At 35.0% G+C, this 24,464-nt stretch carries 22 protein-coding genes and 1 tRNA gene; 20 read left to right on the top strand and 3 right to left on the bottom strand.

All coding sequences use genetic code 11. From position 1 onward, the window contains the following. Nucleotides 1-242 precede the first annotated feature (242 nt). From mraZ to ACFPH8_RS00030, 18 genes are all read left to right on the top strand, one after another. Entirely contained in the window at nucleotides 243-713 is a 471-nt protein-coding gene (gene mraZ, locus ACFPH8_RS00115; protein WP_376857885.1) for a division/cell wall cluster transcriptional repressor MraZ, read from the top strand. Continuing rightward, the gene (gene rsmH, locus ACFPH8_RS00110; protein ID WP_376857883.1) at nucleotides 700-1,596 is read left to right on the top strand and encodes a 16S rRNA (cytosine(1402)-N(4))-methyltransferase RsmH; all 897 of its coding nucleotides are present in this window, start codon (nucleotides 700-702) and stop codon (nucleotides 1,594-1,596) included. Before mraZ ends, rsmH begins: the two co-directional genes overlap by 14 nt. A 22-nt stretch (nucleotides 1,597-1,618) precedes the next feature. Then, nucleotides 1,619-1,936, top strand: coding sequence for an FtsL-like putative cell division protein (locus ACFPH8_RS00105; RefSeq protein ID WP_248395837.1), 318 nt, complete (start codon nucleotides 1,619-1,621; stop codon nucleotides 1,934-1,936). A gap of 60 nt (nucleotides 1,937-1,996) precedes the next feature. Further along, on the top strand, nucleotides 1,997-3,949 hold the full coding sequence (locus tag ACFPH8_RS00100) for a penicillin-binding protein (RefSeq protein WP_376859078.1): 1,953 nt from the start codon (nucleotides 1,997-1,999) through the stop codon (nucleotides 3,947-3,949). Further along, on the top strand, nucleotides 3,946-5,409 hold the full coding sequence (locus ACFPH8_RS00095; RefSeq protein ID WP_376857881.1) for a UDP-N-acetylmuramoyl-L-alanyl-D-glutamate--2,6-diaminopimelate ligase: 1,464 nt from the start codon (nucleotides 3,946-3,948) through the stop codon (nucleotides 5,407-5,409). The genes ACFPH8_RS00100 and ACFPH8_RS00095 overlap by 4 nt, the downstream gene beginning before the upstream one ends. A gap of 1 nt (nucleotide 5,410) precedes the next feature. Further along, the gene (gene mraY / locus ACFPH8_RS00090) at nucleotides 5,411-6,652 is read left to right on the top strand and encodes a phospho-N-acetylmuramoyl-pentapeptide-transferase (RefSeq protein WP_248395831.1); all 1,242 of its coding nucleotides are present in this window, start codon (nucleotides 5,411-5,413) and stop codon (nucleotides 6,650-6,652) included. 22 nt (nucleotides 6,653-6,674) lie between these two features. Next, nucleotides 6,675-8,006: a UDP-N-acetylmuramoyl-L-alanine--D-glutamate ligase gene (gene murD, locus ACFPH8_RS00085; protein WP_376857879.1), complete on the top strand. Its 1,332-nt coding sequence runs from the start codon at nucleotides 6,675-6,677 to the stop codon at nucleotides 8,004-8,006. A 67-nt stretch (nucleotides 8,007-8,073) separates the two neighbouring features. Next, nucleotides 8,074-9,267, top strand: a complete 1,194-nt coding sequence (locus tag ACFPH8_RS00080; RefSeq protein WP_376857878.1) for an FtsW/RodA/SpoVE family cell cycle protein — start codon at nucleotides 8,074-8,076, stop codon at nucleotides 9,265-9,267. A gap of 22 nt (nucleotides 9,268-9,289) precedes the next feature. Then, a complete protein-coding gene (gene murG, locus ACFPH8_RS00075) occupies nucleotides 9,290-10,405 on the top strand; it encodes an undecaprenyldiphospho-muramoylpentapeptide beta-N-acetylglucosaminyltransferase (protein ID WP_376857876.1) in 1,116 nt (371 codons plus the stop codon). Beyond that, nucleotides 10,402-11,754: a UDP-N-acetylmuramate--L-alanine ligase gene (murC, locus tag ACFPH8_RS00070; protein ID WP_376857874.1), complete on the top strand. Its 1,353-nt coding sequence runs from the start codon at nucleotides 10,402-10,404 to the stop codon at nucleotides 11,752-11,754. The genes murG and murC overlap by 4 nt, the downstream gene beginning before the upstream one ends. Continuing rightward, a complete protein-coding gene (locus ACFPH8_RS00065) occupies nucleotides 11,744-12,463 on the top strand; it encodes a cell division protein FtsQ/DivIB (RefSeq protein ID WP_376857873.1) in 720 nt (239 codons plus the stop codon). The genes murC and ACFPH8_RS00065 overlap by 11 nt, the downstream gene beginning before the upstream one ends. Before the next feature lie 3 nt (nucleotides 12,464-12,466). Continuing rightward, on the top strand, nucleotides 12,467-13,783 hold the full coding sequence (gene ftsA / locus ACFPH8_RS00060; protein ID WP_248395816.1) for a cell division protein FtsA: 1,317 nt from the start codon (nucleotides 12,467-12,469) through the stop codon (nucleotides 13,781-13,783). 61 nt (nucleotides 13,784-13,844) lie between these two features. Next, entirely contained in the window at nucleotides 13,845-15,809 is a 1,965-nt protein-coding gene (gene ftsZ / locus ACFPH8_RS00055) for a cell division protein FtsZ (RefSeq protein WP_248395814.1), read from the top strand. 150 nt (nucleotides 15,810-15,959) lie between these two features. Beyond that, nucleotides 15,960-16,409 carry a GatB/YqeY domain-containing protein gene (locus tag ACFPH8_RS00050; protein ID WP_248395812.1) on the top strand — a complete coding sequence of 150 codons (450 nt, stop codon included), beginning with the start codon at nucleotides 15,960-15,962 and terminating at the stop codon, nucleotides 16,407-16,409. 102 nt (nucleotides 16,410-16,511) lie between these two features. Beyond that, nucleotides 16,512-16,769, top strand: coding sequence for a GIY-YIG nuclease family protein (locus ACFPH8_RS00045; protein ID WP_248395810.1), 258 nt, complete (start codon nucleotides 16,512-16,514; stop codon nucleotides 16,767-16,769). Nucleotide 16,770: 1 nt separating this feature from the next. Beyond that, nucleotides 16,771-16,844 (top strand) — tRNA-Arg (locus tag ACFPH8_RS00040). A 185-nt stretch (nucleotides 16,845-17,029) separates the two neighbouring features. Beyond that, a complete protein-coding gene (locus ACFPH8_RS00035; protein ID WP_248395808.1) occupies nucleotides 17,030-17,872 on the top strand; it encodes a zinc-dependent peptidase in 843 nt (280 codons plus the stop codon). Between the two features lie 77 nt (nucleotides 17,873-17,949). After that, the gene (locus tag ACFPH8_RS00030; RefSeq protein WP_248395806.1) at nucleotides 17,950-18,369 is read left to right on the top strand and encodes a CBS domain-containing protein; all 420 of its coding nucleotides are present in this window, start codon (nucleotides 17,950-17,952) and stop codon (nucleotides 18,367-18,369) included. Between the two features lie 71 nt (nucleotides 18,370-18,440). On the opposite strand, the gene rpe is transcribed toward ACFPH8_RS00030, so the two are convergent. The 3 genes from rpe to ACFPH8_RS00015 form a co-directional block, all read right to left on the bottom strand. Next, nucleotides 18,441-19,103, bottom strand: coding sequence for a ribulose-phosphate 3-epimerase (gene rpe, locus ACFPH8_RS00025; RefSeq protein ID WP_376857870.1), 663 nt, complete (start codon nucleotides 19,101-19,103; stop codon nucleotides 18,441-18,443). A gap of 206 nt (nucleotides 19,104-19,309) precedes the next feature. Further along, nucleotides 19,310-20,173 carry a sigma-70 family RNA polymerase sigma factor gene (locus ACFPH8_RS00020; protein WP_092205627.1) on the bottom strand — a complete coding sequence of 288 codons (864 nt, stop codon included), beginning with the start codon at nucleotides 20,171-20,173 and terminating at the stop codon, nucleotides 19,310-19,312. Nucleotides 20,174-20,494: 321 nt separating this feature from the next. Next, on the bottom strand, nucleotides 20,495-21,958 hold the full coding sequence (locus ACFPH8_RS00015; protein WP_376857868.1) for a potassium/proton antiporter: 1,464 nt from the start codon (nucleotides 21,956-21,958) through the stop codon (nucleotides 20,495-20,497). A 573-nt stretch (nucleotides 21,959-22,531) separates the two neighbouring features. On the opposite strand from ACFPH8_RS00015, the gene ACFPH8_RS00010 reads away from it, so the two are divergent. Both ACFPH8_RS00010 and ACFPH8_RS00005 read left to right on the top strand, forming a co-directional pair. Next, nucleotides 22,532-23,251 (top strand): putative quinol monooxygenase, encoded by a 720-nt coding sequence (locus ACFPH8_RS00010; RefSeq protein WP_260098522.1) that lies wholly within the window; start codon nucleotides 22,532-22,534, stop codon nucleotides 23,249-23,251. A 76-nt stretch (nucleotides 23,252-23,327) separates the two neighbouring features. Continuing rightward, nucleotides 23,328-24,191, top strand: coding sequence for a helix-turn-helix domain-containing protein (locus tag ACFPH8_RS00005; protein WP_376857867.1), 864 nt, complete (start codon nucleotides 23,328-23,330; stop codon nucleotides 24,189-24,191). Nucleotides 24,192-24,464: the final 273 nt, after the last annotated feature.

Raw genomic sequence — 24,464 nt, 5'->3', positions numbered from 1 at the left:
TTCACTTTTCTTAAAAGTGACATGGCAGACTTTTAATCAAGATGTTAACAATTGCTAAATGTTAAAGTTTTTCAGCGTTTAATTTCCTGATTGGTAGTTCTTAAAGGACTTTTCTGTGTTTTCAAATCGACTTTTCTTCACATATAATCGAAAAATTATCAACAAAGTGGTAGAAAGTGGTAAAAGGTGGTAAAATTTTCAATATATTTGAATCTTAAACCCGAGAATCGATACAAACCGCTTTGAGCTCATTAATAGGAACATACGAATGTAAAGTAGACGCAAAAGGACGACTGATGTTGCCTGCTGCGCTGAAAAAACAGTTGGCGCCTGCTTTGCAAAACGGATTTGTTTTAAAACGTGCTGTTTTTCAACCGTGTTTGGAATTGTATCCAATGGCTGAATGGGAGGTCTTGATGCAAAAAGTAAATAAGTTAAATCGGTTTAAGAAAAAGAACAATGATTTTATACGTCGCTTCACGGCGGGTGTTAAAATTATTGAGGTGGATGCAACTGGTCGTTTGCTTATTCCTAAAGATCTAGTTGCATTCGCAGATATTTCAAAAGAAATAGTTATGTCAAGTGCAATCAACATCGTTGAGATTTGGGATAAAGATAAATACGAGCAAGCTATTGATGATGCTACAGGAGATTTTGCTGATTTGGCGGAGGAAGTAATGGGACAAGACGATGACGATCATGGAATATCATAATCCAGTTTTACTGAAAGAAACCGTTGATGGTTTGAATATTAAAGAAGATGGTGTCTATGTGGATGTCACCTTTGGAGGTGGTGGGCACAGTAAAGAAATCCTAAAACGTTTGGGGGAAAATGGGAAGCTTTTTGCTTTTGATCAAGATCCTGATGCCCTTGAAAATACGATTGATGACGAACGATTTACGCTAATTCATGAGAATTTTCAGTTTATGAAGCGTTTTTTACGATTCTATGGCGCGAAAGAAGTGGATGGTATTTTGGCCGATTTTGGCGTGTCATCTCATCAATTTGATATAGCAGAACGCGGATTTTCTACTCGCTTTGAAGCGGATTTAGATATGCGTATGAATCAGAAAAGTGATTTGTCTGCTTATAATGTGGTGAATGATTATGATGAAGAGCAAATAAGTCAAGTGCTTTGGCAATATGGCGAGTTACGACAAGCAAATGCTATGGCACGCGCTATAGTTGAGCAGCGAAAATTAGAGCCCATTAAAACCAGTGATCAGTTAAAATTGGCTTTAAAGCCATTTTTACAGCATAAAAAGGAAAACAAAGTATTGGCTCAAATTTATCAAGCCATTCGTATTGAAGTGAATCAGGAGATTGAAGTTTTAAAATCCTTTTTGTTACAAGCACCAGAGATTTTGGTGAAAGGAGGCAGGTTAAGCGTTATTTCTTATCATTCATTAGAAGATAGATTGGTAAAACGTTTTATAAGAAATGGTCTTTTTGAAGGCGAACCAGAACGCGATGTGTTTGGCAATTTTGAAGTGCCAATGAAAAAGGTTGGTAGTTTAATAGTGCCATCGCGAGAAGAAATAAAAGTAAATAATCGCGCAAGAAGTGCCAAACTTCGAATTGCTAAAAAACTATAATTCCTATTAAATAGAGAATCAAATGAAAAAGGGGATTAATAACATACTAAAAGGAACGTTTCTTATAAATGAAGATGCGCCTAAAAGCTGGCGAATGATTTTGTTCGTTTCCGTTTTAGCCATTGTTATGATAGCCAGTTCCCATAGTGCAGATAAAAAAGTACATCAAATTGCACAATTAAATAATGAAGCAAAAGAATTACGGTCGGCTTTTGTGGATGGCAGGACACGCCTTATGGAACTGAAAAAAGAAACCGTTGTAGAATTGAAAATGGAAAAAAAAGGGTTGGCAATTTCAGAAATACCGCCAACAAAAATTAAAGTTAAATCTAAAAAGTAGTTCAGCTTGGCAACAAACGAGAAGAACATATCAAACCGATTATATTTTGTAGCAGGATGTATGTTCATCTTCGCTCTAGCAGTCGTGTTTAAACTTTTAAGTATCCAAATGCTGCATGGCGAAAAGTATCGTAGCATGGCAGAAGAACGGACCATTAAAGATGTTGTGATTCCTGCTAATCGCGGGAACGTATATTCTGCCAATGGTAATTTATTGGCTACATCCATTCCAAAATATGATATTCGTATGGATGCATTGACACCTTCAGCAACGCGATTTGAATCGTTGTTAAAGCCATTATGCGATTCGTTATCTAAGTATTCGGGAAAACCATCCGCATATTATCAAAAAGAAATTAGAAAGGCACGTGCTAATAAAAACAGGTATTATTTGTTGGCTCGCGATATCGGGTATTCGGACTATGTGCGCATGCGCAATTTTCCACTTTTGAATTTGGGTGCTTTTAAAGGCGGTTTAATTGTAGAGCAAACTACCAAACGAGAACATCCCTTGGGAGGAATTGCACAGCGTTCTATTGGCTACGAACGTTTTGATGAAAAAGGCAACGCAACTCGAGCGGGAATTGATGGCGCTTTTGGAATTAAATATTTACGTGGCACAGACGGAAGGCGTTTAAAACAAAAAATAGGAAAAGGGCAATGGAAACCTATTGCCGATTACAACCAGATTGAACCTAGAGATGGCTATGATGTTTACACTACATTAAGTGTGAATATCCAAGATATAGCGCATCACGCGTTATTGCAACAGTTAGAAACCTATGAAGCCGAACACGGTTGTGTGGTTGTTATGGAAGTGGCAACTGGTGAAATTCGTGCTATTTCAAATTTAGGAAAAACGAAAAGTGGAGGTTATTACGAAAAATTAAATTATGCTGTTGGAGAATCTCATGAACCAGGTTCTACATTTAAAGTTATGGCTTTAATGGCGGCTTTGGAAGATAAGGTGATAGATACATCAACAATTGTGGATACAAAAAAAGGGCGTAAAGTATTTTATGGCCGTACTATTACAGATTCCAAACATGGCGGTTATGGTAAAATATCTGCCGCTCGTTCACTGGAAGTGTCTTCAAATATTGGGCTCGCAACTATTATAGATGAGCACTACTCTAAAAACCCTGATAAATTTATCAATCGTATAAAAAGTTGGTCTTTACATAAACCTTTAGGCTTGCCCATTTTAGGTGAAGGGAAACCTGTAATTCCAAGTCCAGGCGATGATATTTGGAGTAAGAATGCTTTGCCTTCCATGGCCTACGGTTACAATATGGAGATGACGCCTTTACAAACCCTTACATTTTACAATGCTATTGCAAATAATGGTGTTATGGTGAAACCACGTTTTATTAAATCAGTAAAAGAGCTTGATAAAAATATAGAGACGTTTGATAAGTATATCATAAATAAGAAAATAGCCTCCGATAAAACCATTCGGGAAATGCAAGAAATTTTGAAGAATGTGGTGGTTCGTGGTACAGGAAGATCTCTGTATTCGCCTTATTTTTCAATGGCAGGAAAGACAGGGACAGCTAAAACCGAATATTGGAAAAAAGACTGGGATGAAAACAAACGGTATGTGTCGTCTTTTGCAGGTTATTTTCCTGCTGAAAACCCTAAATACTCGTGTATAGTAGTTATTCATAAGCCAAGCGTTAAAAAAGGGTTTTATGGAGCTGATGTTTCCGGGCCTGTTTTTAAACGTATAGCACAAAAAATATTTACCGACACCCCAATTATTGATGTAGTTGAAACTTTGGAGGTGAATGATATTGCGGTAAATGCCGAGTATGACGCCTATTTTAAAACCGCACAAACCTATAAAACAATTATGCCAAATGTTGTTGGGCTGCCAGCAATGGACGCTATTGCCTTATTAGAAAATATGGGATTAAATGTGAAAGCAGAAGGTGTTGGTCAAGTGAAAATTCAATCCATTACTAAAGGCGAAAAAATAAAGAAGAATCAAATAGTAACTATTCAAGCATCATGATGATTTTAAAAGACATACTCTATAAAGTACCGTTACTTGCTGTTGCAGGAAGTACGACTGTGTCTGTAAATAATTTGGTTTTCGATTCTAGAAAGGTGACTAAAAATGACGTATTCATCGCTGTAAAAGGGACCGTTTCAGATGGTCACGATTATATTCAAACCGCCATTAATCAAGGGTGTGTTGCGGTAGTTTGTGAACACCTTCCAGATACTTTAATTGACAACATAGTCTATGTTGAAGTCAGTGATACGTCGAGTGCTTTGGCAATTATGGCTTCTAATTTTTATGGTGTTCCTTCGGCTAATTTAAAATTAGTTGGTGTTACGGGAACCAATGGAAAAACGACTATTGCCACTTTATTATATCAGTTGTTTAAAAGTGCGGGTTATAAGGTTGGTTTGTTATCTACCGTTAAAATTATGGTAGATGATGCTGAATTTAAAGCCACACATACGACACCAGATTCCATTTCTATCAACAGCTATTTAAAACAGATGAATGATGCTGGAGTCGAGTTTTGTTTTATGGAAGTCAGCTCGCATGGTATTCATCAAAAACGTACGGAAGGGTTACAATTTGAAGGTGGGATTTTCACCAATTTAACCCATGATCATTTGGATTATCACAGCAGTTTTGCGGAGTATCGCGATGTGAAAAAAGCTTTTTTTGATGGCTTGTCTAAAAATGCATTCGCATTAGTAAATGTGGATGATAAAAATGGTTTAATCATGTTGCAGAATTCTGCCGCCAAAAAACATACCTACGCCTTAAAAAGTTATGCCGATTATAAAGCGCAAATTTTAGAAAATCAGTTTACAGGATTATTACTAAAAATTAATGATAGTGAAGTTTGGACGCGATTAATAGGAAGTTTCAATGCTTATAACGTGTTGGCAATTTACGCAACCGCTGAATTATTAGGTTTAGAGAAAGTGGAAATTTTAAGATTGATAAGCGATTTAAAAAGTGTTTCAGGACGTTTTCAATATCTAATTTCCGAATCAAAAATAACGGCTATTGTAGATTATGCGCATACGCCTGATGCTTTGAAAAATGTATTGGAAACCATTAATAGCATCCGAACTAAAAACGAAGAACTGATAACGGTTGTTGGTTGTGGAGGTGATCGTGATAAAACCAAGCGACCTAAAATGGGACATATTGCGTCGGCTTTGAGTACGCAAGTTGTTTTTACCAGTGATAATCCACGAACAGAAAATCCAGAAACAATTTTGAATGAGGTAGAAGCAGGTGTTGAGCCTCAAAATTTTAAAAAAACCGTTTCAATTACTAATAGAAAACAAGCTATTAAAACGGCTTGTCAAATGGCAAAACCTAATGATATTATTTTAATCGCAGGGAAGGGTCATGAAAATTATCAAGAAATAAATGGCGAACGTTTTGATTTCGATGACTTCAAAATTGTTCAAGAACTATTAAATCAATTAGAAAAATAATATGCTGTATTACCTATTTGAATATTTAGACAAATATTATGATTTTCCGGGATCTGCTTTATTTGGTTTCTTAACCTTTAGAGCGGCTGTGACTATTATATTATCCTTGTTGATATCCACAATTTTTGGGAGACGAATTATTCGCTTTCTTCAAAAACAGCAAGTAGGTGAAACCATTCGCGATTTAGGTTTAGATGGTCAAGTAGAAAAAGCTGGAACGCCAACTATGGGTGGAATTATAATCATTCTAGCAACCTTAATTCCTGTTTTGTTATTTGCAAAATTAGAAAACATCTATATCATTCTATTAGTTATAACCACACTTTGGATGGGAACTATTGGGTTTATTGATGATTATATCAAGAAATTTAAAAATGACAAAGAAGGATTAAAAGGCCGATTTAAAGTGTTGGGTCAAATTGGTTTAGGAATTATTGTGGGTGCCACTTTATATTTTCATCCCGATGTTACTCTAAAAGAGAAATTACCGCAAGAACAACAGCAAGAAATATTGGCGGCTAATCCAAAAGTAGAATCGTCAAAACTGTTTCAATTAGAAGAAAAATCAACAAAAACAACCATTCCATTCGTTAAAGAAAATGAATTTGATTATGCCGATTTAATTACATGGATAAGCCCAGATTTAGGAAAGTATGCCTGGATTATTTTTATTCTAGTAACCATTTTTATCATAACTGCTGTTTCAAATGGTGCTAACCTTACCGATGGTATTGATGGTTTGGCAGCTGGAACTTCGGCAATTATAGTATTAACCCTTGGCATTTTTGCATGGGTTTCTGGTAACATCGTGTTTTCAGATTATTTAAACATTATGTACATACCGCGTGTTGAAGAAATTACCATTTATATAGCCGCTTTTGTTGGCGCGCTCATTGGATTCCTTTGGTATAATGCTTATCCAGCTCAAGTATTTATGGGAGATACAGGAAGTTTAACTATAGGTGGAATTATAGCAGTTATAGCCATTGCCGTTAGAAAAGAATGGTTAATTCCGGTGTTATGTGGAATATTCTTGGCAGAAAATCTATCTGTAGTCATGCAGGTTAGTTGGTTTAAATATACTAAGAAAAAATATGGTGAGGGCAGGCGAGTTTTTAAAATGGCGCCTTTGCACCATCACTATCAAAAATCAGGTTATCATGAAAGCAAAATAGTGACACGTTTTTGGATTATTGGCATTTTACTCGCCATTATTTCCATTGTAACCCTAAAAATTAGATAGCAAATAAAAGCGCTGATTTAGAATGAAACGATTAGTCGTATTAGGAGGAGGAGAAAGTGGTGTAGGAGCAGCACTTTTAGGAAAAGCAAAAGGCTTTGAGGTTTTTGTTTCAGATAAAGGAAAAATTAAAGAGAAATATATAAACGTTCTTAAACATAATGAGATTGAATGGGAGTCTGAGCAGCACACAGAATCACAGGTTTTAAATGCTGATTTAGTTGTAAAAAGTCCTGGGATTCCAGATACGGTTCCAATTATAAAGCAACTTAAAGCAAAAGGTATTTCAGTAATTTCTGAAATTGAATTTGCATCGCAATATACTCAAGCAACCTTAGTTGGGATAACTGGTAGCAATGGCAAAACAACAACAGCTTCATTAACACATCATGTGTTAAAACAAGAATTGGAAGTTGGTTTAGCCGGAAATATTGGCGACAGTTTTGCTAAGCAAGTTTTGGAAAATAATTTCCCAAGCTATGTGCTGGAAATTAGCAGTTTTCAATTAGATAATTGTGTTCATTTTAAACCACACATTGCTGTTTTACTAAACATAACACCAGATCATTTGGATCGGTATGATTATAAATTTGATAATTATATCGCCTCAAAATTTAGAATTGCCATGAATCAAACATCTGAAGATTATTTGATTTATGATGCCGATGATGAAGTCATCACCAATTGGCTAGAAAAATACCCAGTTCAATCAACATTATTGCCGTTTTCATTAACGAAAATTATAGAAAATGGCGCGTATTTAGAAAAAGAGACACTAAAAATAACAATAGATAACAATCAAATAATTATGCCAACAAAGGATATAGCATTACAAGGAAAACACAATATTAAGAACGCTATGGCAGCGTCTACCGTTGCGCACTTACTAAAAATAAGAAAACAAACCATTCGTGAAAGTTTAGAGAATTTTCATGGTGTCGAGCATCGCTTGGAGCAGGTTTTGAAAATTAATAAAGTGAATTACATCAACGATTCCAAAGCCACCAACGTTAATGCTACTTATTATGCTTTAGAAAGTATGAACGCACCAACCGTTTGGATTGTTGGAGGGCAAGATAAAGGCAACGATTACCAAGAGTTATTTCCGTTTATCAATGAAAAAGTAAAAGCTATTATTTGTTTAGGTGTTGACAATAAGAAATTGTTTGAGAATTTTGAATCCATGGTTGATATTATTGTGGAAACTCAATACATGAATGAAGCGGTTAAGATTGCTTATAAAATTGCAGAATCAGGTGATAATGTTTTACTATCTCCAGCTTGTGCAAGTTTCGATTTATTCGAAAATTATGAAGATCGTGGTCGTCAATTTAAAGAATCGGTAAGAAATTTATAAAAATAGAAGTCTCATTTAGCGTATTGCAAAGTGATTAAAAAGGTAATAGAGATAACAAAGAAAACAAGTGCATCCAATTATTAAAAACATAAAAGGTGATAAATATCTATGGGCAATAGTGGCGCTATTGGCTATATTTTCCTTTTTACCAGTTTATAGTGCGGCTAGTAATTTAGCGTACAATGGTGCTGGAAAAGGGACATTCTCCATATTTTTTGGTCACATTATGCATTTGGTATTAGGCTTTTTAATTGTTTTTATAGTTCATAAAATGCCTTACAAGTATTTTCGAGCTATTTCCATTTTGCTGTTACCGGTAGTTTTAATGTTGCTGGTTTTAACGCTTATGCAAGGGTCATCCAGCGCTGGAACCAACACGAGTCGCTGGATTCAAATACCGGTGGTAGGTATGTCGTTTCAGACATCTACTTTTGCATTTGTGGTGCTCATGGTTTATGTGGCGCACTATATGGCTAAAATTAAGGATCGAGTAATCACCTTTAAGGAATCCATTCTGCCACTTTGGACGCCTGTGTTTTTTGTGCTAGCACTAATTTTGCCAGCCAACTTTTCAACGGCTGCTATTATGTTCAGTATGGTTGTAATCCTTGTGTTTTTGGGTGGCTATCCGGTTCGGTATCTAGGAATTATAATTGGTTTGGGAATCCTAGCCTTAACGCTTTTTGTGTTAACGGCAAAAGCCTTTCCAGATGCTATGCCAAACCGTGTGGATACATGGATGAGTCGTGTGGAAAGTTTTTCCGATGATGCCATTACAGAAGAAGATTATCAAATAGAAAAAGCAAAGATAGCCATTGCAACTGGAGGCGTGCAAGGCGTTGGGCCTGGCAAGAGTTATCAGAAAAACTTTTTACCGCAATCATCATCCGATTTTATTTTCGCCATCATTGTGGAGGAGTACGGATTAATTGGTGGTTTCTCCGTGTTATTTTTGTATTTGGCTTTATTGTTTCGAATTGTTATTGTTTCCCAAAAATCGGAAACCATATTCGGAAAACTAGTTGTTTTAGGTGTTGGTTTGCCTATTGTTTTCCAAGCCTTAATAAACATGGCTGTAGCAGTACAATTATTTCCAGTTACAGGCCAAACCTTGCCCTTAATAAGTAGTGGAGGAACATCTATTTGGATGACCTGTTTGGCGCTCGGAATTATTCTAAGCGTTAGTGCAAAACGAGAAGAAATAGTAAATAGTGAACAACGCGAAGAGAATCCTTTGGATATTTTAACGGAAACACTTTAATAAGAAGAAATTACACAGAGTAGTGACAAATACGAATAAGACATACAAAATAATTCTTTCAGGCGGTGGTACAGGTGGTCATATTTATCCAGCTGTTGCTATTGCAAACGAATTGAAGTCGCGTTTTCCAAATGCTGAATTTTTATTTGTAGGCGCAAAAGACCGTATGGAAATGGATAAGGTACCACAAGCGGGCTATAAAATTATAGGCTTGTGGATTTCTGGAATCCAACGAGAATTAACGTTGAAGAATTTAAGTTTTCCCTTTAAACTGATAAGTAGTTTATGGAAATCACGCCAAATAATTACCGAATTCAAGCCAGACGTGGTAATTGGAACTGGCGGCTTTGCTAGTGGTCCTTTATTGCAGATTGCTACATCAAAAGGCATCCCGAGTTTAATTCAAGAACAAAATTCATACCCTGGAATAACCAATAAGTTATTGGCCAAAAAGGCTGATAAAATTTGTGTGGCTTATGATGGACTAGAACGATTTTTCCCTAAAGATAAAATCATAAAAACGGGAAATCCAGTGCGAGCGGACTTGTTGCATATTGCCAAAAAACGGGATGATGCTTTCGGGAAATTTTCGCTTGAAAAAGATAAAAAAACCATTCTTGTTTTAGGAGGAAGTTTAGGAGCTAGACGGATTAATGAGTTGATTGAAAAGGAACTCGATTTCTTATTAACCCATAATATTCAGGTTATCTGGCAGTGTGGTAAGTTGTATTATGATAAATACAAAATTTACGGAAACACTAAAAACATCCAAGTTCATGCGTTTATTAACGATATGGCTTATGTTTATGCGGCGGCCGATATTATTATATCGCGTGCAGGTGCAATTTCGGTTTCGGAATTATGCATTGTTGGCAAACCGGTTATATTCATTCCGTCCCCTAATGTAGCCGAAGACCATCAAGCAAAAAATGCGCAAGCAATTGTAGATGAAGACGCAGCTATATTAATAACAGAAAATGATTTGGAAGTGGATTTTCAAAATAAATTCACCCAATTAATTATTGCACCAGAAAAGCAACAAATGCTAGGCGATAATATAAAAAAGTTAGCTATGGTAGATGCAACGACTCATATTGCTGATGAAGTAGAGTTGCTATTAAATAAATCGAATAAATGAATCTAGATTCTATACATAACGTCTATTTCATTGGTATTGGAGGTATCGGTATGAGTGCGCTTGCTCGATATTTTCATGCGAATGGTAAACGCGTGTCGGGATATGATAAAACACCTTCCGACATTACGGAAGCATTAATTGATTTAGGTATTTCAGTTCATTTTGAAGATACAGTAGCTAATTTAGAAGATTATTTATTGAATAGTAACAACACGTTAGTGGTTTATACGCCTGCTGTTCCAAAAGATCATAAGGAATTGGCCTATTTTAATAATAGTGGTTATCGCGTTTTAAAACGCTCTCAAGTATTGGGATTAATTACCGAAAATACCTTCTGTTTAGCAGTTGCAGGTACACACGGAAAAACAACAACAACCAGTATTTTAGGACATATAATGAATGTTTGTGATGTTCCTGTTACGGCATTTTTGGGTGGTATAAGTGAGAATTACAATTCGAATTTAATTTTAAATGGTACGGAGGTATCCGTTGTAGAAGCCGATGAATTTGATAGGTCCTTCTTAACGCTCTCACCGAATATAGCGTGTATCACATCCATGGATGCGGATCATTTGGATATTTATGGCGATGCTTCTGAATTGGAAAAATCCTTTCACGATTTTGCGCATAAATTAAAGGAAGGTGGAACGTTATTTGTAAAAAATGGTTTACCAATTTCAGGACTTACTTATGGTATTGAAAATGTTTCGGATTATTCCGTTCAAAATATAAAAATTGAAAACGGTGCGTATATTTTCGATGTAAAAACACCAAAAACGATACTTGAAAATTTAGAATTTAACCTACCTGGTAGACATAATTTGTCTAATGCACTAATAGCCTTGGCGATGGCTGTAGAATATGGTTGCCCTCACCAACAGATCGTCAAAGCTTTAGCGTCTTACAAAGGCGTAAAACGTAGGTTTTCATATCATATAAAACAAGATGATTTGGTGTATATAGATGACTATGCCCATCATCCGGAAGAAATAAATGCCGTACATCAGGCGGTTCGAGAAATGTATCCTGGAAAACAGGTTTTGGCTATTTTTCAACCCCATTTATTTAGTAGAACCCGGGATTTTGCTGAAGATTTTGCAGAGAGTCTATCACAATTTGACGAGGTGATGTTGTTGGACATTTATCCAGCACGCGAATTACCAATTGAAGGTGTTACAGCATCGTGGTTATTAGAAAAAATGACGAATGCGCATAAACAACTCATTTCAAAATCTGATTTAATTAACAAAGTTAAAGCAAGTCAAGCAGATGTTATTTTAACAATTGGAGCTGGCGATATTGGCGAACAAGTAAAACATATAAAACAAGCTTTGAATCATGAAAATTAATTGGAACTATATAAAGATGTTCTTTCTACTAATGCTAGTAGTCGGTTTATTTGCATTTTCTTCCAAGAAAAATGACAAACGTTTGGTGAGTAATCCGGAAATTAATTTCAATGGAGAGGATAACCTGTTTATTACACATGAAACTGTTAGTAAATTGTTAATAGTAAATCAAGGAGGTACTAAAAATGTGCCTAAAGAAACCATAGATTTGAATTTATTGGAATCTGCCCTGAATTCTAATCCAATGATTAAGTCAGCCCAAGTGTTTATTGATGTTAACGGACGTTTAGTTGCTGATGTAGAACAAAAAAAACCGATAGCCCGAGTTGAACATTCGGCGTCTTTTTATATTGATGATGCCGGGAATTACATGCCGTTATCAACAAATTATACAGCTAGAGTGCCACTTGTTACAGGAGATGTGTCAAAAAACGACCTTCAAAACGTGTATGAAATGGCAATGAAAGTTAAAGATGATGCGTTTTTAAGTAAACATGTCACGAGCATTCATCAGCATAAAGACAAAAGTATCTCACTGCGGTTAAGACAATGCGCTTTTGAAGTATATGTTGGCGGTTTAGAAAAATTAGATAAGAAAATAAATAATTTAAAAGTCTTTTATAAAAAGGCATTTAAAGAAAAGATATTGAATAATTACAGTAAGGTGAATCTGCAGTTTGATAGCCAAGTAGTGTGCACTAAATCTTAAATCATGGAAGGAACTATTGCAATAGGATTAGATATCGGAACCACAAAAATTGTGGCTATGATTGGTCGTAAAAATGAATATGGAAAAGTAGAGATTTTAGGTATTGGAAAATCTAAAAGTTTAGGTGTGCATCGTGGTGTGGTAAATAATATTACACAAACCATTCAGTCTATTCAATTAGCAGTGCAAGAAGCAGAAGCGGCTTGCGATGTTAAAATTGAAAATGTAACGGTTGGTATTGCAGGTCAGCATATTCGTAGTTTACAACACAGCGATTATATAACGCGTGCTAATTCCGAACTGGTAATTAACGATGAAGATATTGAAAAACTGATTAACCAAGTACATAAGTTAGTCATGCTTCCTGGTGAAGAAATAATTCATGTTTTGCCACAAGAATATAAAGTGGATGGTCAGGCGGAAATTAAAGAGCCAGTGGGTATGTACGGTGGCAGACTGGAAGCTAATTTCCATGTGGTAGTTGGTCAAGTATCATCTATCCGAAATGTAGGTCGTTGTATTAAAAGTGCAGGATTAAATTTGGATGGCATTACGCTTGAGCCTTTAGCATCGGCAAATGCTGTGTTAAGTCAGGAAGAAAAAGAAGCCGGTGTCGCATTAATAGATATAGGTGGTGGTACAACGGATTTAGCCATTTTTAGAGATGGTATTATTCGTCATACAGCTGTTATTCCATTTGGAGGTAACGTTATTACAGAAGATATTAAGGAGGGTTGTTCTATAATTGAAAAACAAGCCGAATTGCTTAAAATAAAATTTGGTTCTGCGTGGCCAGGTGAAAATAAGGAAAATGAAATTGTTTCTATTCCTGGATTAAGAGGTCGTGAACCGAAAGAAATCACCTTAAAAAACTTATCTAAAATTATCCATGCACGTGTTGTGGAAATTGTGGAGCAAGTTTATGTAGAGATAAAAAATTACGGTCACGAAGAACAAAAGAAAAAGCTAATTGCAGGTATTGTTTTAACAGGTGGTGGCGCACAACTAAAACATTTAAAGCAGTTGGTAGAATACATAACGGGTATGGATACCCGAATTGGTTTTCCAAACGAGCATTTAGCTGGTAATAGTGACGATGAAGTTACGAGTCCGCTTTATGCAACAGCTGTTGGATTAGTCATGGACGGCTTAAAAAGACAAGAACGTAAAAAAATGGAAGTCGCTTATGAGGAATCTATAAATGAACCGGAAGCGGAAGAAGAAGAAGAAATTATAGAGGAGCAGCCAAAACCACCAAAAAAATCTTTTTTGGACAAATTTTCAGAACGTATAAAAGATTTTTTAGACAATGCCGAGTAAGGCAACCACAAGAAAAGAATAATAAATAAGACAATAATTAAGTACATATAAAACGAAATTCATGAGCAGCAACAAAGAATTCGAAACAAACATTTCTTTTGATTTACCTAAAAATCAATCAAATGTTATCAAAGTAATAGGCGTCGGGGGCGGCGGAAGTAATGCCATTAATCACATGTTTCAACAAGGGATTAAAGGTGTTGATTTTGTAATTTGTAATACCGATGCGCAAGCCCTTCAAAACAGTGGTGTTCCAAATAAAATTCAGTTGGGGTTAAACTTAACCGAAGGTTTAGGTGCAGGTGCAAATCCGGATGTTGGCGAGCAATCTGCCGTTGAAAGTTTTGAGGACTTGCAGCGCATGTTGGATACCAATACAAAAATGATTTTTATTACCGCTGGAATGGGTGGTGGAACCGGAACAGGAGCCGCACCAATTATAGCTAAAATGGCTAAAGAGTTAGACATTTTAACCGTTGGTATTGTTACCATGCCGTTCCATTTTGAGGGTAAAATGAGAAATGAACAAGCCCAAATTGGTATTGAAAAATTACGAAGTGTTGTAGACTCACTCGTTGTTATTAACAATAATAAACTGCGTGAGGTTTATGGAAATTTAGGCTTTAAAGCTGGGTTCTCAAAAGCTGATGAAGTCCTATCAACTGCGGCACGTGGAATTGCCGAAGTTATTACGCATCACTACACACAAAATATTGATTTACGTGACGCTAAAACAGTCTTAAGTAATAGTGGAACTGCTATTATGGGTTCGTCAAAATCCTCTGGTCAAGATCGTGCAAAAGAAGCTATTAGGAAAGCTTTGGATTCACCATTATTAAACGATAACAAAATTACAGGTGCTAAAAATGTATTGCTGCTAATAGTATCTGGAATACAAGAAATTACAATTGATGAAATAGGTGAAATTAATGATCATATTCAAGATGAAGCTGGACATGGCGCCAATATTATTATGGGTGTTGGTGAGGATGAAAGTTTGGGCGAATCTATTGCAGTAACCATTATTGCAACGGGTTTCGACATTGAACAACAAGATGAAATTTCTAATACCGAAATTAAAAAAGTCATTCATGCTTTAGAAGACGAGCAGTCTATGGAGCAAGACTTAACACGTAAAGAACGTGAGCCGGCTATTATTATGCCAAGCATTGATTTTGAAGAAAAGGTAGAGCCTAAAGTGGTTAAGCACACCTTGGATTTGGAGGATTTAGAAGTGCTAAAATCACCAGAACCTAAAAAAGATGAAGGAACGGGTTTGATTAAAACAACCGATGCTATTCGAAATATGAATGTAACCCATGAGGATGTGTTGTCTGATGTGAGTTCGGATGAATTTGTAATAACCAATGCCAATCCTGCTGCAGACGTTACGTCAGAAACCGTTTTTGAAGAGCCTGAAGAAGAGCAACAAATCACCTTAACGTTTGATATGCCATTTAGTAATTCAGCGATTGAAAATAAGGCTGATGATATGGTAGTGCATGAACTGGAAGAAAATATAAAAAAAATAGACGTTACAGATCATGTTGAAATAATTCCCGTAACCGAATCCAATAAAAATGGTGAAGTTCGGTATGCTTTAGATGATTATATTGAAGCAGAATCTAGCATGAACACCAAGACTCAAGTTGAAACCAAGCAAAAAAAGGAACTTGATATTGAGGATTCAGAAGTTGTTTTTGAGAAGAAAACCTTACACACGGAACAAGCGGAAGACGCTGTATCTGGTGAAGAAATTGATCCCATTCATACGCCTATTTCTGAAATGCTAAAAGAACGTGCTGCAGAACGCAGACTTAAAATGAAAAACTTCAATTATAAGTTTAATAGTGCGAAAATTGATGACATTGAGCGTGTACCAGCTTATAAGCGTCAAGGTGTAAATTTAGACGAATCTAGACATTCATCAGATTCTAATATTTCTAATACCAGTATCAGTTTAGATGATAACGACGATATGCAAATACGAAATAACAATTCGTTTTTACACGATAACGTCGATTAAAAATAGTATTAAGTTTAGTGTTTGAACTTCATGAAGGCCCGAAATAGCAAATTTTGTTATTTCGGGTTTTCTTTTTGAAATTTTTATCATTTTCATCACGGTCAAAATCTATTTTTCTTGTTATCTTCGCGGTACAATTAATTTCCTATTATGAGCTTACAACAAGATATAATGACGGCTATGAAAACCGCCATGAAAGCAAAAGACCAAACGGCATTAACCGCTTTACGTGCTGTTAAGTCTGCTATTCTTTTAGCGCAAACAGAATCAGGAGCTCAAACCGAATTAACCGAGGAACAGGAGTTGAAAATACTTCAAAAACTTGTTAAGCAACGTAAGGATAGTGCCGCTATTTATTTAGAACAAGATAGAAAAGATTTAGCGCTGCCAGAAATTGATGAAGCGGAAGTTATCAGTCAGTTCTTACCAGAAGCCCTATCTGATGAAGAAATTGAAGCAGTTGTAGTTGCAACTATTGACAGTATTGGGGCAGAAGGTATGAAAGATATGGGAAAAGTAATGGGCATTGTTAGTCAAGAATTAGCAGGTCAAGCAGATGGAAAAACAATTTCAAATATTGTAAAGGCTAAGTTGTCTTAAATATTTTTAATATAGATTCCTGCTTTCGCAGGAATTTATGGCCTCGTAGTTCAACTGGATACCTGCCTGCCAGCAGGCAGGGAATATCAAATTTAGGCAATTATGTTTTATACATATGTTTTAAAGAGCGAAGTAGATGGAAGACGCTATAAAGGTCACACGGATAATATAGCTAGTAGACTGTTGGAACATAATTCTGGTAAAACCAAGTCTACAAAGGGTTATATTCCTTGGGAATTAGTATATTTCGAATCTTTCAAGACAAGGGAAGAAGCCATAGAAAGAGAACGGTTTTTTAAAACTGGTGTTGGAAGAGAATTTATAAAAAATAAGATAAAAGCAAATAATAGTAACAAATAATGGCCTCGTAGTTCAACTGGATAGAATATCAGATTTCGGCTCTGATGGTTGGAGGTTCGAACCCTCTCGAGGTCACTACGATAAAACCGCACTTTAAATCAAGTTTTCTTGAGATTATGGGTGTGGTTTTTGTTTTTATAACCATCTACTTGAGCATATGTAATAGTATTATGTAGATATTTAAACCTCTATAAATAGTTGCGCATTATTTGTATATTGAAATACCTAAATTTATAAACCTACAATCCCAAGAACCATTTATGTTTAAGCCTGACGAAATTCCTTTGTTTTATGTTGTCATGGCAATTTTCCTAGTGGTTGTGCTTTCCTCATTTGTATTTTATGCCCTTATTAATATGATTGATATAGGGTATGTTTTAATCAAACGGAAACCACTATATCGCTATTTGGTACCACCATACAGAAAGCTTTCTGCTAGTCAACAACAGCTTTTACAATCGGAATTCCGGTTTTATCAACGCTTATCTGAAAAGGAAAAACGGGTGTTTCATCACCGATTGGCATTCTTCATAAAATCGAAACAATTTGTGAGTCGTGATAATTTAGATCTCACGGACGAAATGATTGTCATGACATCGGCAACAGCTATAATGCTTACATTCGGTTTTAGGGATTACAGTTTAAAAATGATTAAGCGTATCATTATTTATCCTTCGGCTTACTATTCAGAAACCAATGACGCCCATCATAAAGGTGAGTTTAACCCCAGGATGCAGGCGCTAGTTTTATCCTGGGAGCATTTTGTAGAAGGCTACTCGGTTTCCAATGATAATCTTAATTTAGGTATTCATGAATTTGCACATGCTATCCATTTCAATAGTTTAAAAAACAGAGATGCTAGTTCCACCATTTTTGCGGACACTTTTAAAGAATTAGCAAACGTATTAGCTGAAGAAACCGAGTTGCGACAGCGCTTATTGAACTCCGGATATATCCGAAATTACGCGTATACCAATGCCTTCGAATTTGTTGCGGTTATTATTGAAACCTTTATTGAAACACCAAAAGAGTTTCGTTCTCAATTCCCGAGAGTATATGCTAAAACCAAACAAATGCTTAATTTTAATTTCGAAGGTTATTAATCCTTTTAGCTGATTTTTATCATATTTATTGCTGTTTATCTTGCGTACTTTTAGTAAACAATTTAAAATCAAGTACTATGAAAAAACGCACACCAGTTTCCGAAATCATGACTAAAACAGTCATTACATTAAATCACACCGATGAGTTAGAAACAGCTGAAAGGCTGTTTAAAACTAAAAAAATACGTCATATTCCTGTGGTTAGTGGTGATGCCATTAAAGGTATGTTAAGCTATACCGATTTATTGCGTATTAGTTTTGCAGATGCCGTAGATGAAGAAGATGATTCTGTAGATACAGTGGTTTACAATATGTTTACTATTGAGCAGGTCATGGCTAAAAATTTAGTCAGTGTACCTTCCACAACAACTATAAAAGAAGTAGCTGAAATTTTAGCAGTTAAAGAATTCCACGCTTTACCAGTTGTAGACCATGATAAACTAGTAGGTATTGTTACCACAACCGACCTAATAAACTATTTAATAGAACAATTTTAAACTAACTAACTAATTATTTAAAAACGAAAAAGCTCCGAAAGGAGCTTTTTTATGCGTTTACACGTATTTTTTTATCCGTTAGCAAGTGCTTTAAGCTTCTTTATTGTTTCCGTAGGATTATCACTTTTAAAAACATGACTTCCGGCAACAAAAGCATCTGCACCAGCTGCAACCAATTGCTTGATGTTCTTATCCGTAACGCCTCCATCTATTTCAATACGTGTATTTAAACCTTGCTCATCTATCATTTGGCGTAATTTCTTAATCCTATTGTAGGTAATATCTTCAAACTTCTGACCTCCAAAACCTGGATTTATAGACATTAATAATACCATATAACATTTTGGCAATATGTCTTCCAGCACATTAATAGGTGTTGTTAAATTTAATACCACACCCGCTTTACAGCCAGCATCTTCAATTTGGGTTAAGGTTCGGTGTAAATGCACCGTAGATTCGTAATGAACTGTAATAATATCCGCACCGACTTTAGCAAATTCTTCAATGTAGCGTTCCGGTTTCTCAATCATTAAATGGACGTCTAATGGCTTGGTAGCGTGCTTTTTTATGGCTTGAATAATAGGGAAGCCGTAAGAAATATTCGGTACAAAATGACCATCCATGACATCTATATGAAACCAATCGGCATCACTATTATTAACCATTTCAGTATCACGTTGTAAGTTGCCAAAATCGGCAGCAAGCATAGAAGGTGCTATTACTTTTGCGTTCATTATGTGTTGTTTTGATGTTTCGGTAAAGGTAATAAAGTCTTTTAAAAGTCCTTCATTTTCAAATAGTATTTAGGGGTAGACTCAAAATTTTTCCTTTGGGGAGATGGAAATATAATATAAAAAATGAACCCAGAGTAATCAGCTCTGGGTTCTTTCATCAATCAAAAAACGAACAGTTATGTTGTAACTGTTTGTTGCTTTTAAACTTATCCTAAATAAGTTTTCAGTATTTTGCTTCTAGACGTATGTTTCAATCTACGAATAGCTTTTTCTTTAATTTGTCTTACACGTTCACGTGTTAGGTCAAAGGTTTCACCAATTTCTTCTAACGTCATTGGGTGTTGGTTCCCTAAACCAAAGTATAACCGAATTACGTCCGCTTCACGAGGTGTTAAAGTTTCCAAAGCACGTTCAATTTCTGTACGTAAGGATTCATGTAATAAATCGCGGTCTGGATTTGGTGATTCGCCAGAATTTAATACATCATATAAGTTACTATCTTCACCTTCCACTAAAGGCGCATCCATACTTACGTGACGCCCTGAATTTTTCATAGACTCCTTAACATCGTTAATCGTCATATCCAATTCTTTGGCAATTTCCTCGGCACTTGGTGGACGCTCATGTGCTTGTTCCAAGAAAGCAAAGGTTTTATTAATCTTGTTAATAGATCCAATTTTGTTTAGCGGTAAACGCACAATACGTGATTGCTCCGCTAAAGCTTGTAGGATAGATTGACGAATCCACCAAACAGCGTACGAAATAAATTTAAAACCACGCGTTTCATCAAAACGTTGAGCCGCTTTAATAAGGCCTAAATTTCCTTCATTAATTAAATCTGGCAACGTTAAACCTTGGTTTTGGTATTGCTTAGCCACCGAAACTACAAAACGTAAATTAGCTTTGGTTAACTTTTCTAAAGCCACCTGATCACCCGCTTTTATGCGTTGTGCTAATTCTACTTCCTCGTCTGCGGTAATTAAGTCAACTTTTCCTATTTCTTGAAGATATTTGTCTAACGAAGCAGTTTCTCTATTGGTAACCTGCTTGGTAATTTTAAGTTGTCTCATGTACGTTCTTTCTCTAATTAAATTGTGCGAACAACGTGTTCTATATAGTTATACGTAAGCAAAGCAGTTTTTGTTACAAAAATGTGCTGTTATTTTTTTTGGGCGTTCCTTTTTACGCTAAAAAATGCCGTTTCCAACATTAAATTAGGGATTTGGCGTAAAAAGTCAGGCTGTCCATTATATCTCTTTTTACGTTTAGACGTAAAAAAAGGATGCCATTGCCATCCTTAACGCGCTTACGGCTAGTCATAAAATTTAACACTTCAATAGTTAGCAAGTTGAGATGCTAAAATGTCAATAATATAGATTGATCTAAAGAATTTATTGTGATTTCAGATTTCTGTAAACTTCATCAAAAATTTTGGGTTTATCTGCTAAAACAATAAGAATGTCTTTTGTCTCAATTTTTGTTAATCCGTTTGGAATAATATAGCTGTCATCTCTTTTAATCATTGCAATAATTGCGTTTTTAGGGAAGCCTAATTCCACTATTTTCTTGTTAACAGCATAACAGTCTGATGTTATTTGGAATTCTTTCATTTCCGCTTTGGGGTTTTCCGCCAATAGCATATCCGTGGTAGTCAGCTTTTTTTGCTTTTCTGGTATGCCTACACCCAACCATTTTGCAACAATAGAAAGCGTTGTTCCCTGAATTAAAATAGACGTAACAGAAATAAAAAATACAATGTTAAAAATCATATTGGCTTTATCAATTCCTGCCAAAAGTGGATAAGTTGCAAATACAATTGGTACCGCGCCACGCAAACCAACCCAAGAAATATAAAACCTTCTTTTCATTTTCATTTTGAAAAATATAAGACTGAGAAATACACCTATGGGTCGCGCAATAACTATAAGGAATAACGAGATCAAGAGTCCAATACCCATATATGGGATAATTTGTGAAGGGAAAACAAGCAAACCTAAAGTCAGGAATAGTACAATTTGCATTAGCCAAGCGAAACCATCAAACATTTTCATGATGGTTTTTTTATGTATTAAGTCTTGATTGCCTAAATAAACGGCACAAATGTAAATGGCAAGAAACCCATTGCCACCTATAAAATTAGTTGCAGAAAATGTAATAAACATCAAAGCAATAACTAAAACAGGGTAGAGGCCTTCAAAATCCAGTTTTATTTTGTTGATGATATATTTGCTTGATATTCCAAAGAGAATACCCGCAAGACCACCAAAAATCATTTGTTGAAAAAACAATGGAATTATAGATACAAAGCTTTGGTCTTGGTTAATAACCAAGGTTAAAAATGCAATTGTTAAAACATACGCCATTGGGTCGTTACTTCCACTTTCTAACTCTAAAGTGGGTCTTAAATTTGTTTTTAATGCTAGACTTTTTGATCTCAAAATAGAAAATACGGCAGCGGCATCTGTGGAAGATACGATGGAGCCTAATAATAAACTCTCATAAATAGTGAAATCAGTAATAAACCAAACAAATGAACCAAGCGAAACAGCAGTAAATAAGACGCCTAATGTAGAAAGGGCAATACCTTCACGAAGAATGGGTTTAACAGCTTTCCAATTGGTGTCCAGACCACCTGAAAATAAAATAAAATTAAGTGATACCATACCAATAAATTGAGCAAGTTTTGGGTCATCAAAACGAATACCTCCAATACCGTCAGAACCGGCTAACATTCCAATTGTTAAAAAGAGTAATAAAGTGGGTACTCCAAATTTATAGGAAGTTTTACCAGCAAGAACACTGATAAGAAGTAATAAAGAGCCAATTAAAAGTATATTATCTATGGTTAAATTCATTCATTTAGTGTTTAGACTTTAGGTGTAAAGATAATATTACAGAAATAAAAAGACGTTATTTTGGCCTGTAGATTTCTTGTTAATATGGCTTGTTCTGCCAACTGAAATCAAAGTTTTGAAATTTCATTGCATGGCAATCAATGTATAGAACTAATATTAAATAAATTTTAAAGAGCCGAAGTTTTGTAAATTAAAACCGTTTAAAAAAATCTGCATCCATTTTTGCCATATCCATGTTAATTTTACAGCAGTGTGTAAGAGGTCCGTTAAAAAAAATTGATAGGCAACATCAAACCAGAAGATTGGCTTAAAAAAGGATGCCATTGCCATTCTTAACGCATGAGCCCGGAACCTCGGAAAGTTCTTTTCATTTGAAAAGAAAAATAGGAATATTATGTATTCTAAAAATTAATGGGTTAAGTGTTTTTAATTTGGTTTATACGCATGTTATGTGCATACTGGATTCAATAGTATTGCTTTTTTTGAAAATTGTCCATGCGTTAGTAATAAACATCCATTCCATAGTCTTTTGTTTCGTCTCAAATTTGCACTGTAACAAATAAACAAGAAACGATGAAAACTAAAGTTCCATTAAAATTAGCATTCCTAGTTTTTCTACTAGGATTTACAATTCAAACATTTTCAAAATCTAAAAACACAAACATTATGAACAGTACAAAAAAAGAAACTATCGGATTATTAGTAATTATGAAAGCAAAAACAGGAAAAGAACAAGACGTCAAAAACTTCTTACTTGGTGGATTAGCATTAGTAAATCAAGAACCTCAAACAGTATCTTGGTTTGCCTTTCAAATAGATAATAATACTTTTGGTATTTATGATACTTTTGAAGTAGAAGAAGGAAGACAAGCACATTTAACAGGCGAAGTTGCGAAGGCATTATTAGCAAATGCAGGTGATTTATTAGAGAACTTTGATCCTAGCACAGATATTCAAGCAGTAGATGTATTAGCATCTAATCATAAATCCGGATTGCAAAACAAGGGTTTGCTTGTTATTATGAAATCTAAAGAAGCAAAGACAACAGATGTTGAAAACTTCCTTAATGTCGGCAAACAATTAGTTGGTGACGAGCCAAAAACTTTATCTTGGTATGCTATAAAAATAGATGCTACTACATATGCAATCTTTGATACTTTTGCAGATGATTCTGGTAGAGATACACATTTAACAGGGAAAGTTGCAGCAGCACTTATGGAAAATGCGCCTGTTCTTTTAGATGGTTTTGAAGCATCAGCAATTCAAAAAATAAACATCATAGCTTCGAAATAATTGTTATCTTTAGAAAGGAGTGTAACAAACACTCCTTTCTTTTTAATACGTAACATTAAAGAAGAAATAGACTCTTATGGCTCAAATTATTATTGATAAGCAAAATGGTGAACTGGCATTTAGACTAGAAAGGTTTGAAAATCTTAATCAATTTGACCATTTACAGCGAAAAAATTATTATTCTATTATTTTACTAAAAGGAAACAATTACAAGTTAAATGTAGATGTTTCTAATTATGAATTACAAGGCAACCAAATGATTTGCTTGTCACCTTATCAACCATTTATGATTTCTTCTGAAGAGTCTTGTTCAGGCTGGTTATTAAATTTTCACCCTGACTTTTTTTGTACATATCGACATCAAAATGAAATTGAAACAGAGGGCATTCTTTTTAACAACTTTCATGGATTACCACATTTTAAAATTTCTGAAAAAGCGTTGTTTTTTAACCTTATAGATCAAATTTCAAAAGAAATGGATAGAGATTCTATTGCTCAGCATGAGGTTCTTGTGGCTTTTTTAAAGGTGTTTTTAATAGAAGCTGTGAGACAAAAAAAACAATCCAATAAAGATATAGTGCCAAAATTTTCTGATGATCAATCTGAAATATTGCAAAATTTAGTAGATTCTATTGAGAAGAATTATTCTGAGTTACACTCTCCGAAAGATTATGCAGATGTTTTATGTGTTAGCACTAAAACATTGGCTGGAATTGTGAAAAAATATTTACAGCAAACACCTAGTTCGTTAATTTCTAATAGAATTATTATAGAGGCTAAACGCGAACTATATTTAACCTCAAAACCTTTGAAACAAATCGCAGCTAATCTTGGGTATGACGATGAATTTTATTTTAGTAGGTTTTTCAAGAAGAAAGTAGGTGTTTCTCCCGATAATTATAGAAAGACAGTAGGTTTTGCTAAACTAGAAAAATTATGATTGTCAGTATGTCTTAAGTTGCACATAACGTGTTTGTGTATGATTTCGTTGCGTGTTTAAGCAACTAATTTAGCAAATACAAACTGAATAGAAAATCCGCGAGGATTTTCGTAAGTAAGCCTGTACTAGCAATTAATTATACACGTCTTAAGTTTACAATTCATTAAATTAGATAAATAATCAGAAAGAACAAAAGAGAGGATTAAGGTTAATATACACGGTGAAGATTAAACTTCGTCAACATTGATAATCCCCTCTCTTTTACTACTTAAA

This window comes from Bizionia hallyeonensis (genome assembly GCF_042657385.1).
GTDB classification, from domain to species: Bacteria; Bacteroidota; Bacteroidia; order Flavobacteriales; family Flavobacteriaceae; genus Algorimicrobium; species Algorimicrobium hallyeonense.
The sequence above is the reverse complement of the archived record's forward strand: the minus strand, read 5'-3'. Positions and strand labels throughout refer to the sequence as shown.

What these genes read in the sequence shown, in the direction of transcription:
- rsmH (WP_376857883.1), top strand. Translation starts at nt 700, where the DNA reads ATGGAATATCATAATCCAGTTTTACTGAAAGAAACCGTTGATGGTTTG.
- ACFPH8_RS00105 (WP_248395837.1), top strand. Translation starts at nt 1,619, where the DNA reads ATGAAAAAGGGGATTAATAACATACTAAAAGGAACGTTTCTTATAAAT.
- ACFPH8_RS00100 (WP_376859078.1), top strand. Translation starts at nt 1,997, where the DNA reads ATGTTCATCTTCGCTCTAGCAGTCGTGTTTAAACTTTTAAGTATCCAA.
- ACFPH8_RS00095 (WP_376857881.1), top strand. Translation starts at nt 3,946, where the DNA reads ATGATGATTTTAAAAGACATACTCTATAAAGTACCGTTACTTGCTGTT.
- mraY (WP_248395831.1), top strand. Translation starts at nt 5,411, where the DNA reads ATGCTGTATTACCTATTTGAATATTTAGACAAATATTATGATTTTCCG.
- murD (WP_376857879.1), top strand. Translation starts at nt 6,675, where the DNA reads ATGAAACGATTAGTCGTATTAGGAGGAGGAGAAAGTGGTGTAGGAGCA.
- murC (WP_376857874.1), top strand. Translation starts at nt 10,402, where the DNA reads ATGAATCTAGATTCTATACATAACGTCTATTTCATTGGTATTGGAGGT.
- ACFPH8_RS00065 (WP_376857873.1), top strand. Translation starts at nt 11,744, where the DNA reads ATGAAAATTAATTGGAACTATATAAAGATGTTCTTTCTACTAATGCTA.
- ftsA (WP_248395816.1), top strand. Translation starts at nt 12,467, where the DNA reads ATGGAAGGAACTATTGCAATAGGATTAGATATCGGAACCACAAAAATT.
- ftsZ (WP_248395814.1), top strand. Translation starts at nt 13,845, where the DNA reads ATGAGCAGCAACAAAGAATTCGAAACAAACATTTCTTTTGATTTACCT.
- ACFPH8_RS00050 (WP_248395812.1), top strand. Translation starts at nt 15,960, where the DNA reads ATGAGCTTACAACAAGATATAATGACGGCTATGAAAACCGCCATGAAA.
- ACFPH8_RS00045 (WP_248395810.1), top strand. Translation starts at nt 16,512, where the DNA reads ATGTTTTATACATATGTTTTAAAGAGCGAAGTAGATGGAAGACGCTAT.
- ACFPH8_RS00035 (WP_248395808.1), top strand. Translation starts at nt 17,030, where the DNA reads ATGTTTAAGCCTGACGAAATTCCTTTGTTTTATGTTGTCATGGCAATT.
- ACFPH8_RS00030 (WP_248395806.1), top strand. Translation starts at nt 17,950, where the DNA reads ATGAAAAAACGCACACCAGTTTCCGAAATCATGACTAAAACAGTCATT.
- rpe (WP_376857870.1), bottom strand. Translation starts at nt 19,103, where the DNA reads ATGAACGCAAAAGTAATAGCACCTTCTATGCTTGCTGCCGATTTTGGC.
- ACFPH8_RS00020 (WP_092205627.1), bottom strand. Translation starts at nt 20,173, where the DNA reads ATGAGACAACTTAAAATTACCAAGCAGGTTACCAATAGAGAAACTGCT.
- ACFPH8_RS00015 (WP_376857868.1), bottom strand. Translation starts at nt 21,958, where the DNA reads ATGAATTTAACCATAGATAATATACTTTTAATTGGCTCTTTATTACTT.
- ACFPH8_RS00010 (WP_260098522.1), top strand. Translation starts at nt 22,532, where the DNA reads ATGAAAACTAAAGTTCCATTAAAATTAGCATTCCTAGTTTTTCTACTA.
- ACFPH8_RS00005 (WP_376857867.1), top strand. Translation starts at nt 23,328, where the DNA reads ATGGCTCAAATTATTATTGATAAGCAAAATGGTGAACTGGCATTTAGA.